Source organism: Geodermatophilus sp. SYSU D00779, assembly GCF_054050595.1.
On sequence record NZ_JBJGZQ010000001.1, the window covers coordinates 185,851 to 200,824 of the forward strand.

A 14,974-nucleotide genomic window follows, 5' to 3' on the forward strand; every position below is an offset into this window, starting at 1 on the left:
GCGGCGTGCGCTCGGTCCGCACGCGCCGGGACCGGCCCCGGCCGGCCCGACGGGACACCACGGGCGCCGCCGACCCCGGTGTGAGCGAGGACATTTCACCCTGGGCGGTGCCGCCCGGCGCCGCCAGGGAGGAGAACGGTCATGTACGCCAGGACCACCACCGTCCGCGGCGACCCGCGTGCGGTCGAGGACGGGGTCGCGTTCGCCCGGAGCGACCTCTGGCCGGCCATCCAGCGGATGGACGGGTGCATCGGGATGTCGATGCTGGCCGACCCCGAGGCGGGGCGGTGCATCCTCACCTCCGCGTGGGCCAGCGAGGACGCGATGCGGGCCAGCGCCGACGAGATCGGGGAGCTGCGGCGGCAGGCGGCCGAGGTGCTCCGCGCCGATGCCGTCGACATCGACGAGTGGGAGATCGCCGTCCTGCACCGGTCCCGGCCGGCGGGGGACGCGGCGTGCGTCCGGGGCACCTGGCTCGACGTCCCGGCCGGCCACGTCGACGAGATGGTCGACACCTTCCGGATGAGCCTGCTGTCGAGGCTCGAGGACCTCCCCGGCTTCTGCAGCGTCAGCCTGCTGGTCGACCGGCCCGGCCACCGCGGCGTGGCCGCCGTGACCTACGAGGACCGGGCCGCCATGGAGCGGGCCCGCGAGCAGGGCGCGGCGCTCCGTGAGGAGTTCAGCCGGGCGATGGGCGCGAGGATCACCGATGTCGCGGAGTTCGACCTCGCGATCGCCCACCTGCACGTCCCCGAGATGGCGTGAGGTGGTGGCGCCGCTGAGGCGGTGCCCCTGCAGTACTGCGCGCCCACGGCCCGTTCCGGTCCCCTGAACGGGCCACCGGCGCGCGACGACCGGTGGGCTCAGCCGCCGGGCCGCCACCCCAGCGCCGGGCCGAGGCGCGTGGCGACGTCGGTGAGGATCTGCTCGTAGTCCGCGGGTGCGAAGTCGAACGGCAGCGCGAAGACGACCTCGGTGACCTCGCGGAAGCCGGCGTGGGCGTACAGCGCCTCGGCGACCTCCTCGGAGCCGCCCAGCAGGTCACGGGCGAAGAGCATCCGCGCCGGGCCCTGCGGTGCCGTCGTCCGCGGGGTGCGGGCCTCGACGTAGGCGGCGTAGCGCGCCCGCTGCTCGGGGGTGGCGCTGTCGGTGGGGATGACCACCAGCCCCTGGGAGACCCGGCCGGCGGGGTTGGCGGCCCGGAAGGCCCGCACGTGCGAGGCCTGGACCTCGGCGAAGTCCTCGGACTGCTCGGCCTTGACCACGCTGGAGGTCAGGAAGTGCATGCCGTGCTCGCCGGCCCACGCCGCCGAGCGCAGGCTGCCCCCGCCGTACCACATCCGGCCGGCCAGCCCGGGGGACTGCGGCTGCACCCGGTCGGACCACTCCTCGACGACGCCCTCCCGGCCGACGAAGGTGGACGCCCGCTCGCCGCGGACGAACCCCAGCAGCCGCTCCACGCGCGCGTAGCTGAAGTCCTCGCGGTCGGCGGTGTCGGGGTAGAGGGCGTCCTTCACGTCGTCCCAGTGCATCGGCGGGCCGACGCTGACGCCCGGGTTGAGCCGCCCACCGGAGAGGACGTCGACGGTGGCGAGGTCCTCCGCCAGCCGAAGCGGGTTCTCCCACGCCAGCGGCGTGACGGCGGTGCCGAGACCGATCTGGCGGGTGCGCTGGGTGAGTGCGGCGAGGACGGCGACCGGTGAGGAGATGCCCGGCTGCAGGTGTCGGTGGCGCAGCCACGCGCTGTCGAACCCGAGCTGCTCGCCGAGCTCGACCATCGCGAGGGTCGCCTCGTGCCCGGGGCCGGGGTCGGCCGGGTCGAAGGTGCCGATGGTCAGGAAGCCGAGCTGGTGCAGCGGGGTCCCGGGGGCGGGCATGGGGCGGCTCCTCGATCGGTGCGGTGGGTCCCGTGCCATCGTCGGTCAGTGGCCGACGACGTGCTCCTGCGCCCCGACTCGACGAGCGGCCCGGCCTGTTGCAGCCAAGGGCACCCATGGGTCCCGCGCGACGGGCTGACACTGCTCCCGGTCCGGGAGCCCTGATCAGTGCCCCAGGACTGTCGTACCCCGTACGTGTGTCCGGGTCATGACGTCGTCCGGTTTCCTGCGCACGCCGTTGGAGGCTGCGCTGGTCGGCCGGCTGCGGGCGCGGGCGCTGGCGCTGCTGCTCGAGTTGGATGCCGACGCGATCGACGCCCGGCGCAAGGAGGCCACGCGGCAGGCCGATGTGCGCACCTACGACCACCCGGCATGCACCCACCGGCACCCGAGCCACCGGAGACGAACGGCGACCATCCACCCCTGGTACCGATCACCCCCGATGGCGACCCACCACCGTTCTGAGCGGGCAGAGACGCACGTGTCGGCCCGTCGCCGTGTCGACGAGCCGACACGGCGACGGCCCACCACTCGTCAGTGCGAGGGAGCAGCTCCGGCTGGTGGCAACGGGCGACACCGGACCGATGACCGCCGACCGAGCGACACCTGCTGTCAACCGTGCGTCGCGAACTGCAGGAGGTCGGTGAGCGCGGCCTCCGGCTCCGGCCCGAGGACGCCGACCTCCGCCGTACCGGACGAGGAGTCGACGTGCGCCGCGCCGCCGTCCCGGAACTCCACCACGCCACCGGGCAGCGCCGCCGCGGTGATCGTCCCGGCGCGGGCGGCCGCCGCCACCCAGACGGCCGCCGCTTGCCGGTCCCAGCCGGCCGGAACAGGCACCCGGGCCCAGCGCTGCTCGCCCGGGGGTGCGCCGTCCCGCTCCACGGCCGCCCAGAGCTCGTCGAGCGAGGCCACCGGGCGGGTGGCCCCGGTCGCGGTGGCCAGCAGGTAGCCGCCGCGCCAGGGCGTGACCCGCAGTCGCCGGCCGGTCAGCAACCGGCCGGCGGCACCGGCCCGGGCGGCCCGCTCCGCGGGACCGGCCCCGGCGAGCACGTCCTCCCACGGTGCGACGGCCCGGCCGGTGCCGCAGGCGCCGCACACCGTGTCAGGCCGGACGGGGCGAGCGGCGCAGGAAGTCCTGCGCGATCTCGTCGAAGGTCACCCAGCGCACGCCGTCGTGGCCCTTGATGTGGGCGATGATCCGCTCCAGGGCCATCAGCACCTGCGGCCGCCCGGCGACGTCGGGGTGGATGGTCATCGTGAACGCCGCGTAGTCCTGCTCGCGGTAGACCCAGTCGAACTGGTCGGTCCACATCTGCTCGATGTCGCGCGGGTTGACGAACCCGTGGCTGTTCGGGCTGGTCTTGACGAACATCATCGGCGGCAGGTCGTCGAGGTACCAGTTCGCCGGGATCTCCACCAGCTCGGTCTCCCGGCCGCGGACCAGCGGCTGCATCCACGTGTCGGCCGGCTGCGAGTAGTCGATCTTCGTCCAGCTGTCGCCGACGCGGACGTAGTAGGGCTCGAAGTCGCGGTGCATGAGCGAGTGGTCGTACGTGATGCCCCGCTCCAGCAGCAGCTCGTTGGTGACGGGGGAGAACTCCCACCACGGCGCGACGTACCCGGTGGGACGGCGTCCGGCCCGCTTCTCGATGAGCTCGATGCAGCGGTCGAGCACCGCCGACTCCTGCTCGCGGCTCATCGCGATCGGGTTCTCGTGGCTGTAGCCGTGCACGCCGATCTCGTGGCCGGCCGCCACGCAGGCGTCGAACTGCTCCGGGAACGTGTCGATGGAGTGGCCCGGCCAGAAGAACGTCTGGGTCAGTCCCTCCCGGCGGAACAGCTCGAGGATGCGCGGCACGCCCACCTCGCCGGCGAACAGCCCGCGCGAGATGTCGTCGGGGGAGTCCTCCCCGCCGTAGGACCCCAGCCACCCGGCTACGGCGTCGATGTCGACGCCGAAGGACACGAAGATCTCCTTGGCCATGCCCGTTCCCCTCTCGACGTGTCGGTGCCTACAGCCGGCCGGCGAGGACCCGCCCCGGGTCCCGCGGGTCCAGCGCCAGGGCGGCGGCCAGCAGCAGCCGCCCCTGCCACGGGCTCAGGTCCCCGCCGAACAGGGCGCCGTCGCGCGCCAGGCTCGCCCCGCCCCCGGCGTAGAGCGGGGCGACCGGACCCGACGGCACCCGCGAGCACACCAGGACCGGCACGCCGCCGGCCACCAGCTCGGCCGCCGCCGCGGCCACCGGCGGCGGGACGTTGCCCGCCCCGAAGGCCTCCAGCACGACCCCGGCGGCGCCGGCGGCGACCGCGGCGCGCAGCAGGGCGTCGTCCGAGCCCTGGGCGCAGGCGACGACGTCGACCCGCGGCAGGTCGGCGGTCAGGTCCAGCGGCAGCGCGGGCGGCCGCGGCGGCCGCCCCAGGGGGACGACGGCCCCGCCCGCGACCCGGAGCACCGGTCCGCGGCCGGGGGCGCCGAAGGCCGCGCCGCGCAGGGTCTCCACCTTGCGCACCCCGCGGGCGGCGAAGACCAGGCCGTCGAAGGCGAGCAGCGCACCGAGGTCCCGGGCCGCGGGGTCGGCGGCGACCCGGAGCGCGTCGGCGAGGTTCGCCGGGCCGTCGGGGGCCGGCGCGTCGAACGGCCGCTGCGCGCCGGTGAAGACCACCGGCCGCGGGTCGTCGTGCACCAGGTCGGCCAGGAACGCCGACTCCTCCATCGTGTCCGTGCCGTGGGTGACGACGACGCCGTCGACGCCGTCGGCCAGGTGCTCCCGCACCTCGCGGAGCAGCCCCCGCACGTCGGCGCCGGTGAGCGCGAAGCTCGGCACCGTCGTGAGGTCGCTGACGGTGACCTCGAGGCCCGGGAGCGGCCCGGCCGCGGCCAGCAGCTCGGCGGCCGGCGTGGTCGCCGACAGCCCGTCGTCGGTGCGACGGCTGGCGATCGTGCCCCCGGTCGCCAGCAGGTGGACCCGTGCCACGGCACCCTCCCGTCCTCGCACCTGACCTCCCGCAGCGGCCCCAGGTGACCACGACGCGCCGAGCGACGCACCTCGGGGAGCGGTGTGAGCGGATCCACCCTCGGCGCTGACCTGCGTCGTTGCCGGACCGGTCCGTCCCGGGCTTGACGGTGCACGGCGGGACTCACTTAGTGTTCTCATCCGGACACCGCCCGTCATGGGGGGCCGCACGCCGCGAGGGCCACGGGGCTCCCGCGTCGCGCGGTGCGGGGGTGGCCCGCCGGAGCGCTCCGTCGCCCGGTCGACCGCCGCCCGGGTGTTCGGAGCCCGGGCGCGCCCGACGCCCGTACGCACTGGAGAACGCCCTGATGCACCGCCCTGCCCTCCGGCGTCGCACCCCCGCAGGAGCCCGCCGGTGACGACGGTCCTCGACCGGCCGCGCGTCTCGGACCTCACCGGCGAGATCCCCGTGCCGGTCACCCGCCGGGCCGCACCCTCGACCCGCGCACAGGCGGTGGCGTGGACGGCGCTGCACGCGTTGCTCGCCGCCGCCCCGCTGGCCCTCTGCGCCACCGCCGTCCGGCCCGGGCGCGGCTTCCTCGTCGACCTCTCCGTGGCGCTGGGCTTCCTGGCCCTCTCGGTGATGGGCCTGCAGTTCGCCCTGGCCGCGCGGTTCTCCCGCGCCACGGCGCCGTTCGGCATCGACGCCGTCCTGCGCTACCACAAGCAGATGTCGGCGCTGTCGGTCCTCGCGGCGTTCGGGCACCCGACGCTGCTGTTCCTCGCCGACGACCGGTACCTGGTGCTGCTCGACGTCGTCGACGCGCCGCTGCGGGCCCAGTTCGCCTGGCTGTCGGTGCTGGCGCTCGGGCTGCTCATGGTGACCTCGATCTGGCGGCGGGCGCTGCGGATCCCGTACCAGGTCTGGCACGTGCTGCACTCGCTGCTCGGCGTCACGATCGTGCTGGCCGGCCTGGGGCACGCCTTCCTCGTGGACAACTGGCTGAGCGCGCCCTGGGTGCGCATCGGCTGGATCGGCTACGCCGCGGCCTTCCTGTGGCTGGCGGTGTGGGTCCGGCTGGTCAAGCCGCTGCGGCTGTGGCGCCGCCCCTGGCGGGTGGTGGAGCTGTGGCCCGAGCCCGGCGGCGCCGTGACCGTCGGCCTCGAGCCCGCGCACCGGCACGGCGGGCGGCCGTGGTCGTTCACGGCCGGGCAGTTCGCCTGGATCCTCCCCGGCCGGGTGCCCTTCACCCCGACCTACCACCCGTTCTCGATCTCCTCGAGCGCGCTGCGCCCCCGCGTGGAGTTCACGATCAAGCAGGTCGGCGACTTCACCTCCTCCATCCGCCGGCTGCGGGTGGGTGACACCGTCTACGTCGACGGTCCGCACGGCTCGTTCACCCTCGACCGGCACCCGGGCATGGGCTACGTCTTCCTGGCCACGGGCGTCGGCGTCACGCCGTTCCTCAGCATGCTGGCCACGCTGGCCGACCAGGGCGACCGGCGCCCGGTGTGGTTGTTCCTCGGCAACCGCAGCGAGGACCAGATCACCGGCATCCGCCAGCTGGAGCGGCTGAAGGGCCGGCTGGACCTGCGGGTGGTGCACGTGATCAGCCGGGCGTCCGAGGGCTGGCCGGGCGAGCGCGGCCGCATCGACGCCGCGCTGCTGGCCCGCCACCTGCCGCCGTACGCCCGCTCGCTGCAGTACTTCGTCTGCTCCCGCGAGGAGACGGTGCGGGCGGTCCGTGCCTCGCTCGGCGAGCTCGGCGTGCCCGCGGACCGGGTGCACAGCGAGCAGTTCGGGATGGTCTGACGTGCGCGGCGACGGAGCGGCCCCGGCGGCCTGGGTGGTCAGCGGCGTGCTGCTGGCCCTCTGCGTGCTCTGGGCCCTCCTGCAGACCTGACGCGTCCGGGGAGCGCGGTCGCGGGACTGTGCCGACAATCCACCACGGAACCGTCCGCACAGCCTGAGGAGACCCGGTGGCGACCTTCAGCTCCGCCCCGCTGACCCCGACCGCCTTCCTCGACCGCTCCGCGCGGGTGTTCCCCGAGCGCACCGCGGTGGTCGACGGCGACCGGCGGTTCACCTACCGCGAGTTCGCCGACCGCTCGCGCCGGCTCGCCGGGGCCCTGGCGGCCCGGGGCGTCTCACCCGGCGACCGGGTGGCCGCGCTGTGCACGAACAGCTCGGCGATGCTCGAGCTGCACAACGGCGTGCCGTGGGCCGGTGCGGTCCTGGTCCCGCTCAACACGCGGCTGAAGGCGGGCGAGCTGGAGTACATCCTCGGGCACTCCGGCGCCGCGGTCCTGGTCGCCGACGCCGCGTTCGCCGCGACCGCCACCGAGGTCGCCGCGGCGGTGGGGATCCCGGTCGTGGTGGCGGGCGGGGAGGCCGACGAGTACGAGCAGTGGCTGGCCTCGACCGAGCCCCTGGCGCGGCCGTGCGCCGACGAGGAGGGGCTGCTGGCGCTCAACTACACCTCGGGCACCACCGGCCGGCCCAAGGGCGTGATGTACAGCCACCGGGGCGCCTACCTGCAGGCGATGGCGATGGCGCTGCACACCGGGCTGCGACCGGGCAGCCAGTACCTGTGGACCCTGCCGATGTTCCACTGCGACGGCTGGTGCTTCCCCTGGGCGGTGTCGGCCGGCGGCGCCACCCACGTGTGCCTGCCCCGGGTGGAGCCCGCCCGCATCTGGCAGCTGCTGCGCACCGAGGGCATCACCCACTTCAGCGCGGCGCCGACCGTGCTGACCATGATCGCCAACGCCGAGGAGGCGGAGGCCGGCCCGGTCTCCCCGCGGGTCGCGGTGCAGACCGGCGGCGCGCCGCCCACTCCGACCCTGCTGGCCCGGATGTCCGCGCTCAACATGGACGTCACCCACCTGTACGGGCTCACCGAGACCTACGGGCCGGTGGCGATCAACCAGTGGCACCCGGAGTGGGACGACCTCCCGGACGAGCGGCAGGCCGAGCTCAAGGCCCGGCAGGGTGTCGCCAACGTGGTCGCCGAGCCGCTGCGGGTGGTGGGGGAGGACGGCGCGGACGTGCCCCGCGACGGGGAGACGATCGGGGAGATCGTCGCCCGCGGGAACGACGTCATGCTCGGCTACTACCAGGACGAGGAGGCGACGGCGAAGGCGACGCTGCCGGGGCCGGACGGCGGACCCGGCTGGTTCCGCACCGGGGACCTCGCGGTCGTCCACCCGGACGGCTACCTCGAGATCCGGGACCGCAGCAAGGACATCATCATCTCCGGCGGCGAGAACATCTCCTCGGTGGAGGTCGAGCGGGCCCTGGACGCCCACCCCGCCGTCCTGGAGTCCGCCGTGGTCGCCGAGCCCCACGAGAAGTGGGGGGAGGTCCCGGTCGCCCACGTGACGCTGCGGCCCGGCGGCGACGTGACCGACGAGGAGCTGGCGGCCTTCGTGCGGTCGCGGCTGGCCGGGTTCAAGGTCCCCAAGCGGTTCGTCTACGGGGACCTGCCGAAGACCTCCACCGGCAAGGTGCAGAAGAACCTGCTGCGCGAGCGCTCCTCCGGCTGACCGCGGGCCTCAGACGGCGGCGGTCCCGATCAGGCCCTTGCGGGTGACCAGGCCGGCGAGCTCCTCCTCCGGCATCCCGTCGGTCCCCTCCGGCCGGCGGGGGACGACCATGTACCGGGACTCGGCGCTGGCGTCCCACACGCTGATCCGCGTCCCGGCCGGCAGCTCGAGCCCGAACTCCCGCAGCACGCCGCGCGGGTCCCGGACCACCCGGGACCGGTAGGCCTCGCTCTTGTACCAGGCCGGGGAGGGGCCGAGCAGCGCGATCGGGTAGCAGGAGCACAGCGTGCAGACCACCACGTTGTGCTCGTCCTCGGTGTTGGCGACGACCTTCAGCCGTTGCTCCTGCAGGCCGCCGGACATCGACAGCCCGAGCTCCCGGATCGCGGCGTTGGCGTCGGCGAGCAGCCGGTCCCGGAAGTCCGGGTCCACCCAGGCCCGCGCGGTGATCCGGGCCCCGTTGGCGGGGGAGCCCCCGGCGAGGAACTCGTCGATGCGCCGGTCGATCTCGCCCTCGTCGACGAGGCCGCGCGCCTCCAGGAGGGCCTCGACGTGCCGCACCCGCTCGGAGATCGTCGAGCTGCCGTGGTGGTCTGCGCTCATGGTGTCCCTCCCCGGGGGTCGGCGGGCTCCAGGTAGTCCTCCCAGAGCTCCACGGTGACGGCGTGGTCGCCGTCGCCGAACAGGTCCGCGGCGGCGAACCGCACGTGGTAGACGGCCTGCGTCGTGCCCGGCAGGCCACGGGCCCGGTCGTCGGCGAGGGGGTGGTGCCCGGCGAGCTCGACCACCCGGCCGACCGCGCCGCGGGCGTACCGCGGCAGCCGGGTGTGCCACGCCGGGTCGGCGGTGCTGGTCCGCACCGCGTCCCCGGGGACGAACCGGTCAGCCACCGGCCAGCTCCTCCGGCGTGGCCGGTTCCTCCGGAGTGGCCGGTTCCTGCGGGGTGGCCGGTTCCTGCGGGGTGGCCAATTCCTGCGGGGTGGCCACGCCCTTCTCGACCAGCAGGGTCGTGATGGCCGTGAACCACTTCTCGTAGTAGGAGCTCGAGAGGTAGGCGTCCGGCGGCATCCGCTCGATGGCGTCGCGGAACTCGTCGAGGTTGTAGACGCCGCGCCGGATCAGCGCCGCGTTGAGGGCCAGGACGTGCGCTTCCCAGTCGGCGTGGAAGGCCGGCTCGTCGGGCTCCTCGACGATCGCGGGGAAGCCCACCATGCCGCCGACGTCGTTGATGCGGCTCACCCCGCGTTCCTACGCCGACGCAGCCGCCCCCGTCCAGCTCGACGGGCGGGCCGGCCGGGCCAGGAGCAGGCTGGGCCCCTGGACAGCGACCGTCCCGACGCCCGAGGAGTCCCCGTGCCGCGTCGACGCACCGTCTTCACCGCCCTGACCGCCGCCGTCCTGGCCGGGGTCGCCCCGGCCGGCACCGCGGCCGCCGCACCCGGGGACGCCGCCGTCCCGCCGCCGGAGAAGGTGCCCCGCGCGGTCGGGACCGGCGGCGCGGTCGCCACGGTCGACCCCGACGCCACCCGGGTCGGCCTGGAGGTCCTGGCCGCGGGCGGCAACGCGGCCGACGCGGCGGTCGCCGCGGCCGCCGCGCTCGGCGTGAGCGAGCCCTACTCGGCGGGCGTGGGAGGCGGCGGCTTCTTCGTGTACTACGACGCCGCGACCGGCGAGGTCACGACCGTCGACGGCCGGGAGACCGCGCCGCAGGCGATGGGCGCCGACGCCTTCCTCGGGGAGGACGGCGAGCCCCTGCCCTTCGACGAGGCCGTGACCAGCGGGCTGTCGGTCGGCACGCCGGGGACCCCGCTGACGTGGCAGCGGGTGCTCGACGAGTTCGGCACGCTCTCGCTGGCCGAGGCGCTGGAGGGCGGCACCGAGCTGGCCGAGGAGGGCTTCGTCGTCGACGAGACGTTCCGCCAGCAGACCGCCGACAACGAGGAGCGGTTCCGCCGCTTCACGTCGAGCGCCGAGCTGTTCCTCCCCGGCGGTGCGCTGCCCGAGGTGGGCTCGGTGTTCCGCAACCCCGACCTCGCGCGCACCTACGAGCTGCTGGCCACCGACGGGGTCGAGGCCCTCTACACCGGTGAGCTGGGCGAGGACGTCGTGCGCACCGCCCAGGAGCCCCCGCTGGCGGAGGGCGCGGCGCCGGTGCGGGCCGGCCTGCTGGAGGAGTCCGACCTGGCCGCGTACGAGGCGCCGATGCGCGAGCCGACCCGCGTCGAGTACCGCGGCCTGGAGGTCTACGGGATGGCCCCGCCCTCCAGCGGTGGCCCGGCCGTCGGCGAGGCGCTGAACGTCCTGGAGGACTCCGACCTGGCCGCGCTGCCGGAGGTCGACGTCCTGCACACCTACCTCGAGGCGAGCGCGCTGGCCTTCGCCGACCGCAACGCCTACGTCGGCGACCCCGCCCACACCCAGGTGCCGCTGGCCGAGCTGCTCTCCGACGGCTTCGCCGCCGAGCGGGCCTGCCTCATCGACCCGGAGCGGGCGGCGCCCAAGCCGGTGCCGGCGGGCGTCCCGGACGGCGAGTACGGCCCGTGCCCGGCCGCGGCCGCAGCCACCGACGACGGCGGCCCGGAGGGGCCGTCCACCACGCACCTCACCGTGGCCGACGCCGAGGGCAACGTGGCCGCCTACACGCTGACCATCGAGCAGACCGGGGGCAGCGGGATCACCGTCCCCGACCGCGGGTTCCTGCTGAACAACGAGCTGACCGACTTCACCTTCGCGCCCGCCGACCCGACCCGTCCCGAACCGAACCTGCCCGCTCCGGGCAAGCGGCCGCGCAGCAGCATGGCGCCGACGGTCGTGCTGCAGGACGGCGAGCCGCTGCTGGCCCTCGGCACGCCCGGCGGCGCCACGATCATCACCACCGTGCTGCAGACGCTGGTGGACCGGCTCGACCGCGGCACCGACCTCGCCGACGCGATCGCGGCCCCGCGGGCCAGCCAGCGCAACGCCGCGACGGCCGACGCCGAGCCGGCCTTCATCGACGCGTACGGCGCCGAGCTGACCGCCCGCGGACACGCCTTCGCGCCGGTCGACGAGATCGGGGCCGCCACCGGGGTGGAGTTCCTGCCCGACGGCCGGCTGCTGGCCGCGGCCGAGACCGTGCGGCGCGGCGGCGGCAGCGCGGGCGTGGTGCAGCCGGGCAGCTGACCTCCGGTCAGCTCGCGCGAGAGCGTCGCCGGCCGAGCTGCACCAGCACCGCCACGGCCAGCAGCAGCGCCCACACCCCCTGGACGGCGACCAGCACCGGGGTCGGGCCCCCGGTCCCCAGCGCGGCGAGCAGCGGCAGGCTGCCGACGACACCGACGTCCACGCCCTGCACCAGCGTGGCGCCGACCCCGGCCGGCAGCACGCCCATCGGGGTCGAGACCACCGGCCCGGACCAGTCCGGGTCCGGGCGCAGCGCCCCGCGCAGCGCCGCGGCCGCCCACGCCGGCGCCGCGGCCAGCCCGAGCAGCGCCCAGCTGCCGAGGAGCCCCGTGCCGACGCCCAGCAGCAGCCCGCTGAGGGTGCCGACCAGCGCGGTGGCGAGCAGCGGGACGACGGCGCGGCTGCGCACCACGGCCGCGGCCGACAGGGCGAACAGCCGGTCGAGCTCCGGTGCGCCCTGCGCCTCCCGCGCGGCCCGCCCGGCCGCCGTCGCGGCCAGCGCCCAGCCGAGCAGGCAGCCGGCCCACACCGCGGGCGGCAGCGCGCCCAGCCCCTCGGTGCGGGCCACGACGACCGGGACGGCGGCGGCGACGGCGAGCTGGCCGAGCTGCCACCGGCCGCGGGCGAGGACGGCGAGGTCGGCGGCCACCACCGCCTGCCAGGGGTGGCGCACCCGGGAGAACCGGCGGCTGCGGCGCGGCGGGCGGTCCCGGCCGGCCAGCGCGCGGCCCAGCTGGCGGGTATCCAGCGAGAGCAGCGAGCCGCTGGCGTAGCGGGCCGTCTCCCCGCCGGCGAGCAGCCGGCCGGCGTCCAGCCGGCCCAGGCCCCGGTCGGCCCGCACGAGCAGGGCCGCCGCGGCGACCGCCGCGACCGGGAGGGCCCAGCCCGGCGGGGTGCCGGCGACCGGGACGCCGACCGGCCTCCCGCCCGCCGCGGCGAGGGTGCCGGCGACCGCCGGGACGACGGCCGCCGCGCCCGCGACCGCACCGGCGAGCCCGGCCACGGCGCGGCCGCGGCGCCGGGTCTGCAGCAGCGCCGTGCCGCCGACCGCGGCGACGGCCAGCGCGACCGCCGCGCCCAGCCCGCCCAGCACCGAGGCCGCCGTCGGTGTGGCGACGGCCCCGAACACCAGCGGCAGCGCCAGCAGCACGGCGACGGCCACCCCGGCCAGGGTCAGCCGCACCAGCTCGCCGCGCAGCAGGCTCCGGCGGTCGGCGGGCAGCGGCAGCCACCACGCGGCGGCCGCCGGCGTGGCGCTCACCGGCCCCAGCCGGGCCAGGACGACGACCACGCCGGCCAGCGCGAGCAGCGCCAGGGCGGCGGAGGTGAGCGAGGCGGGCAGCGTCGTCCCGGTGACCGGCGCGCCGGCCAGCGCGATGCGCTCGCGCAGCGAGGCGAGGCTGCCGCCGGCGACGGCCACGCCGATCCCGGCGGTGACGAGCCCGCCCCAGGCCTCGGAGAGCCGCTCGCCCAGCGTGGTCCGCGCCCGCGCCGCCGTCGCCGAGCGGGTCCAGCGGCGCACCGCCGCACCGTCCAGCGGCGCGGTCACCTCGGTCGCCACGCTCAGAGCTCCGCGATGCGGCCGGCGGCCTCGGCCGGGGCCAGCAGCCGGCAGGCGTCGTCGTCCACCACGAGGACCTCGTCGGCGACCGTCCCGACCACGTCGGCGTCGTGGCTGGCGAGGAGCACGGCGGTGCCGGCGTCCCGCAGGGTGGCGAGCCGGGCGGCCAGCCGGGCCCGCATGCCGGCGTCGAGCCGGCGCTCGGGCTCGTCGAGCACCAGCAGCCGGGCGGGCCGGACGAACGCGGCCGCGAGCGCCAGCCGCCGCCGCTGGCCGGAGGAGAGCGCCGAGGGCAGCGCGTCGGCGCGCTCGCCGAGGCCGAACGCCTCGACCTCGGCGTCCACGACCTCCTCGGCCGCGGCCACCCCGTGCCCGCGCGCGGTCAGCAGCAGGTGCTCGCGGCCGGTGAGCGAGACGAAGAAGGCGTCGTCGTCCAGCACGGCGGCGACGTCGCGGCGGAAGGCCGCCGACCGCTCGTCCACCGGTGCGCCGGCGAAGGCGACGGCGCCGTCGAGCGGCTCCAGCAGGCCGACCAGCGTGCGCAGCAGCGTGGACTTGCCCGAGCCGTTCGCTCCGACGACGGCCACGGCGCGGCCGGCGGCCAGGCGGAGGTCGACCGGGGCGCACACCGGGGCGGTCCCGTACCCCACCGCGAGTCCCTCGGCGACGAGCAGGTCGGGCGATCCGGGCGGGTTCCGCATGTCCCGCCCACCGTAGGACGCCCAGCACACCGCAGCCGGTTCCGGCGCGCGGGCCCGCGGCCCAGGATGGCCGCATGGACGCCGACCCCGGGCTCGAACCCGACCTCGAACCGGACCTGGACGGCTTCCTGCTGGCCCGGATCGCCGAGGACCAGCGGCTGGCCGCCGAGGCGGCCCAGGCGAGCGGCCGCGCGTCCTGGGACGGCGGCGTGACCGCGCCGGACGGCGCCGCCGACCACGTCGCCCACCACGACCCGGCACGGGTGCTCGCCGAGTGCGCCGCCAAGCGACGCCTCGTGCTGGCCTGCCGCGACGTCCGACCCGACCTGCGGCTGCTCGGCGCCCGCCCGGCGGGCCTGGACATCCCGCTGCCGCCCACCGACCAGCACCAGCTGGCCGCGCTCACCCTGGCGCTGCTCGCGCTGCCCTACGCCGCGCACCCCGACTACCGGCCGGCGTGGCGCCCCTGACCGGACCCGGCGACCCCCGAGCCGCGGTCGAGACCGGACAGGGTCCCGGCGATGAGTCGCGGGCGCCCGGGCGGTCGGTACTGCGACGGGAACCGACCCCGGGAGGCACGGTGCGCACGCTCGCGATCACGCAGAACACGACCGTCGACGGCGCGGTGGAGATGCTCGGCGACTGGTTCGACCCGCAGGGGCAGGCGGGGGTGGACGACTCCGACCTGGTCGAGGAGATCCACCGCCAGGACGAGCGTGCCGACGCCCTGCTCCTCGGCCGGCAGACCTTCGAGGACTTCCGCAGCTACTGGCCGGGGCGCACCGACGACCCGACCGGCATCAGCGCCTACCTGGACCGGGTGCAGAAGTACGTCGTCTCCTCGACGCTCACCGAGCCCGGCTGGGCGCACACCACCGTGCTCGACGGCGACCCGGTCGAGCAGGTGCGCGGGCTCAAGGAGCAGCCCGGTGCGGACATCGTCGTCACCGGCAGCATCACCCTCTGCCACACGCTGATCGGCGCCGGGCTGGTCGACGAGTACCGGCTGTTCACCTACCCCGCCGTCCAGGGCCGCGGCCGGCGGCTGTTCCCCGACGGCGCCGCGGCGGACCGGCTGCGGCTGGTCGAGTGCCGGGGCTTCCGCAACGGGGTGACGTACTCGCGCTACACCCGCGCGTGACGCCCGCCGCCGCCCGCGCGTGGGCGGCG

General features: G+C 76.2%; 15 protein-coding genes. 6 read left to right on the forward strand and 9 right to left on the reverse strand.

The window, feature by feature from the left end:
* Nucleotides 1-141 precede the first annotated feature (141 nt).
* Entirely contained in the window at nucleotides 142-765 is a 624-nt protein-coding gene (locus tag ACI79G_RS00855; RefSeq protein ID WP_456878848.1) for a hypothetical protein, read from the forward strand.
* A gap of 98 nt (nucleotides 766-863) precedes the next feature.
* On the opposite strand, the gene ACI79G_RS00860 is transcribed toward ACI79G_RS00855, so the two are convergent.
* From ACI79G_RS00860 to ACI79G_RS00875, 4 genes are all read right to left on the reverse strand, one after another.
* Nucleotides 864-1,877, reverse strand: coding sequence for an LLM class flavin-dependent oxidoreductase (locus ACI79G_RS00860; protein ID WP_456878849.1), 1,014 nt, complete (start codon nucleotides 1,875-1,877; stop codon nucleotides 864-866).
* Between the two features lie 612 nt (nucleotides 1,878-2,489).
* On the reverse strand, nucleotides 2,490-2,930 hold the full coding sequence (locus ACI79G_RS00865) for a hypothetical protein (protein WP_456878851.1): 441 nt from the start codon (nucleotides 2,928-2,930) through the stop codon (nucleotides 2,490-2,492).
* Between the two features lie 52 nt (nucleotides 2,931-2,982).
* Nucleotides 2,983-3,864 (reverse strand): polysaccharide deacetylase family protein, encoded by an 882-nt coding sequence (locus ACI79G_RS00870; RefSeq protein ID WP_456878853.1) that lies wholly within the window; start codon nucleotides 3,862-3,864, stop codon nucleotides 2,983-2,985.
* A gap of 28 nt (nucleotides 3,865-3,892) precedes the next feature.
* Nucleotides 3,893-4,855: an asparaginase gene (locus ACI79G_RS00875; protein ID WP_456878855.1), complete on the reverse strand. Its 963-nt coding sequence runs from the start codon at nucleotides 4,853-4,855 to the stop codon at nucleotides 3,893-3,895.
* A 394-nt stretch (nucleotides 4,856-5,249) separates the two neighbouring features.
* On the opposite strand from ACI79G_RS00875, the gene ACI79G_RS00880 reads away from it, so the two are divergent.
* Complete coding sequence (locus tag ACI79G_RS00880; protein WP_456878857.1) at nucleotides 5,250-6,647, forward strand: ferredoxin reductase family protein; 1,398 nt, start codon at nucleotides 5,250-5,252, stop codon at nucleotides 6,645-6,647.
* A 167-nt stretch (nucleotides 6,648-6,814) separates the two neighbouring features.
* Nucleotides 6,815-8,380: an acyl--CoA ligase family protein gene (locus ACI79G_RS00885; RefSeq protein WP_456878859.1), complete on the forward strand. Its 1,566-nt coding sequence runs from the start codon at nucleotides 6,815-6,817 to the stop codon at nucleotides 8,378-8,380.
* Between the two features lie 9 nt (nucleotides 8,381-8,389).
* Here ACI79G_RS00885 and nthA read toward each other — a convergent pair whose 3' ends face one another.
* Genes nthA through ACI79G_RS00900 form a run of 3 tightly spaced genes read right to left on the reverse strand, consistent with a single transcriptional unit; the run spans nucleotide 8,390 to nucleotide 9,619 of the window.
* Nucleotides 8,390-8,983 (reverse strand): nitrile hydratase subunit alpha, encoded by a 594-nt coding sequence (nthA, locus tag ACI79G_RS00890; RefSeq protein ID WP_456878861.1) that lies wholly within the window; start codon nucleotides 8,981-8,983, stop codon nucleotides 8,390-8,392.
* Nucleotides 8,980-9,270, reverse strand: coding sequence for an SH3-like domain-containing protein (locus tag ACI79G_RS00895; RefSeq protein ID WP_456878862.1), 291 nt, complete (start codon nucleotides 9,268-9,270; stop codon nucleotides 8,980-8,982). Before ACI79G_RS00895 ends, nthA begins: the two co-directional genes overlap by 4 nt.
* Nucleotides 9,263-9,619 carry a hypothetical protein gene (locus tag ACI79G_RS00900; protein WP_456878864.1) on the reverse strand — a complete coding sequence of 119 codons (357 nt, stop codon included), beginning with the start codon at nucleotides 9,617-9,619 and terminating at the stop codon, nucleotides 9,263-9,265. The genes ACI79G_RS00895 and ACI79G_RS00900 overlap by 8 nt, the downstream gene beginning before the upstream one ends.
* A 114-nt stretch (nucleotides 9,620-9,733) precedes the next feature.
* On the opposite strand from ACI79G_RS00900, the gene ggt reads away from it, so the two are divergent.
* The gene (ggt, locus tag ACI79G_RS00905; protein WP_456878866.1) at nucleotides 9,734-11,542 is read left to right on the forward strand and encodes a gamma-glutamyltransferase; all 1,809 of its coding nucleotides are present in this window, start codon (nucleotides 9,734-9,736) and stop codon (nucleotides 11,540-11,542) included.
* Nucleotides 11,543-11,549: 7 nt separating this feature from the next.
* Here ggt and ACI79G_RS00910 read toward each other — a convergent pair whose 3' ends face one another.
* Together ACI79G_RS00910 and ACI79G_RS00915 are read right to left on the reverse strand one after the other, a co-directional pair.
* The gene (locus ACI79G_RS00910; protein ID WP_456878867.1) at nucleotides 11,550-13,103 is read right to left on the reverse strand and encodes a DUF6297 family protein; all 1,554 of its coding nucleotides are present in this window, start codon (nucleotides 13,101-13,103) and stop codon (nucleotides 11,550-11,552) included.
* Between the two features lie 2 nt (nucleotides 13,104-13,105).
* A complete protein-coding gene (locus ACI79G_RS00915) occupies nucleotides 13,106-13,804 on the reverse strand; it encodes an ABC transporter ATP-binding protein (RefSeq protein WP_456878869.1) in 699 nt (232 codons plus the stop codon).
* Between the two features lie 74 nt (nucleotides 13,805-13,878).
* Between ACI79G_RS00915 and ACI79G_RS00920 the strand changes: the two genes are divergently transcribed.
* Nucleotides 13,879-14,274: a DUF6221 family protein gene (locus ACI79G_RS00920; protein ID WP_456878870.1), complete on the forward strand. Its 396-nt coding sequence runs from the start codon at nucleotides 13,879-13,881 to the stop codon at nucleotides 14,272-14,274.
* Between the two features lie 110 nt (nucleotides 14,275-14,384).
* Nucleotides 14,385-14,945, forward strand: coding sequence for a dihydrofolate reductase family protein (locus tag ACI79G_RS00925; protein WP_456878871.1), 561 nt, complete (start codon nucleotides 14,385-14,387; stop codon nucleotides 14,943-14,945).
* Nucleotides 14,946-14,974: the final 29 nt, after the last annotated feature.

Bases quoted from the DNA above. Each gene is read 5' to 3' on its own strand.
- ACI79G_RS00855 (WP_456878848.1), top strand. From the start codon at position 142: ATGTACGCCAGGACCACCACCGTCCGCGGCGACCCGCGTGCGGTCGAG.
- ACI79G_RS00860 (WP_456878849.1), bottom strand. From the start codon at position 1,877: ATGCCCGCCCCCGGGACCCCGCTGCACCAGCTCGGCTTCCTGACCATC.
- ACI79G_RS00870 (WP_456878853.1), bottom strand. From the start codon at position 3,864: ATGGCCAAGGAGATCTTCGTGTCCTTCGGCGTCGACATCGACGCCGTA.
- nthA (WP_456878861.1), bottom strand. From the start codon at position 8,983: ATGAGCGCAGACCACCACGGCAGCTCGACGATCTCCGAGCGGGTGCGG.
- ACI79G_RS00915 (WP_456878869.1), bottom strand. From the start codon at position 13,804: ATGCGGAACCCGCCCGGATCGCCCGACCTGCTCGTCGCCGAGGGACTC.
- ACI79G_RS00920 (WP_456878870.1), top strand. From the start codon at position 13,879: ATGGACGCCGACCCCGGGCTCGAACCCGACCTCGAACCGGACCTGGAC.